1 protein-coding gene is annotated in these 1295 nt (G+C 65.1%); it reads right to left on the bottom strand.

Annotated elements, in window-relative coordinates; translation table 11 throughout:
• Positions 1-33 precede the first annotated feature (33 nt).
• Positions 34-1226, bottom strand: a protein-coding gene (locus ACWGST_RS17015; protein WP_452047852.1) for an IS3 family transposase whose coding sequence is annotated in 2 segments (ribosomal slippage) — positions 34-939 and positions 942-1226 — 1191 coding nt in all. Because the reading frame shifts where the segments join, the coding sequence is not laid out codon by codon here.
• Between the last annotated feature and the right edge of the window lie 69 nt (positions 1227-1295).

Raw genomic sequence — 1295 nt, 5'->3', positions numbered from 1 at the left:
GGGTCTGCTGCACGGATAGGTGACAGGTTGTAGTCACGCAGCCAGTGCGGCTGGCGTGTTCATGATGACCTCGAATTCGACCGGGGTCAAACGGCCGAGCGCTGCTTGTCGACGTCGCCGGTGGTAGGTCCGCTCGATCCAGGTCACGATCGCGATGCGCAGCTGCTCGCGGGTAGTCCAGGAGCGGCGGTTGAGGACGTTCTTCTGCAGCAGGCTGAAGAAGGATTCCATCGCGGCGTTGTCGCCGCACGACGCGACTCTGCCCATCGAACCGACCATGCGGTGGCGGGCCAGAGCACGGAGGAACTTCCGGCTTCGAAATTGCGATCCTCGGTCGCTGTGGACCACGCAGCCGGCGACGTCGCCGCGCATCCGGGCTGCGTTGTTGAGCGCGTTCACGGCCAGACTCGATTTCATTCGGGAGTCGATCGAGTAGCCGACGATCCGGTTCGCGAACACGTCTTTGATGGCGCAGAGGTAGAGCTTGCCCTCGGCAGTCTTGTGCTCGGTGATGTCGGTCAGCCACAACTCGTTCGGGCCGTCCGCAATGAACTCGTGTCGCACCCGCCCGCGCTCGTCGGTCACGGTGCAGAGATCGTCGTGCACCGCCGGGCCGGGCTTCTTGCCGCCCCGGCCCCGCTTCTTGCCGAAAGCGGACCACCAACCGTTGGCCGACGCGATCCGCCACGCGGTGCGGTCCGCCATCGGCTCGCCGGCGTCGCGTGCTTCATCGGCGAGGAGTCGGTGCCCGAACTCGGGGTCATCACGGTGCGCGTCAAACAACGCGTTCGCGCGATACGCCTCGGTCACCTCGCTGAGGGTGATCGGGTCGGCCAGCCACCGGTAGTAGGGCTGACGAGCGAGCTTGAGGACCCGGCACGTCACCGTCACGGGGATCCCCGCAGCGGCGAGCTCAGTCACGAGCGGGTAGAACCTTTTCCCGGCAGGTTCGCCTGCGACAGATACGCCGCCGCCCGACGCAGCACCTCGTTCTCCTGCTCGAGCAGCCGGATCCGCTTTCGAGCTTCACGGAGTTCAGCGCCCTCCGTTCGCGACTGGCCGGGCTTGGTTCCGTCATCGACCGCAGCACGCTGCAACCACTTCTGCAACGTCATCGGGTGAACGCCGAAGTCGTTCGCGATCTGCTCGATCGTCACACCGGACTCGCGATTCCTCGCGACATGCACGACATCGTCACGGAACTCGCTCGGGTAAGGCTTAGGCACAGCAACATCCTTCCAGCCCGCCCCGAAGAGCAAGCCAACTCAGATGTCACCTACTCGTGCAGCAGACCC

It is taken from the genome of Agromyces sp. NPDC055520 (assembly GCF_053619715.1).
Note: the sequence above shows the minus strand (reverse complement) of the source record. Positions and strands in the feature narration are given on the sequence as shown.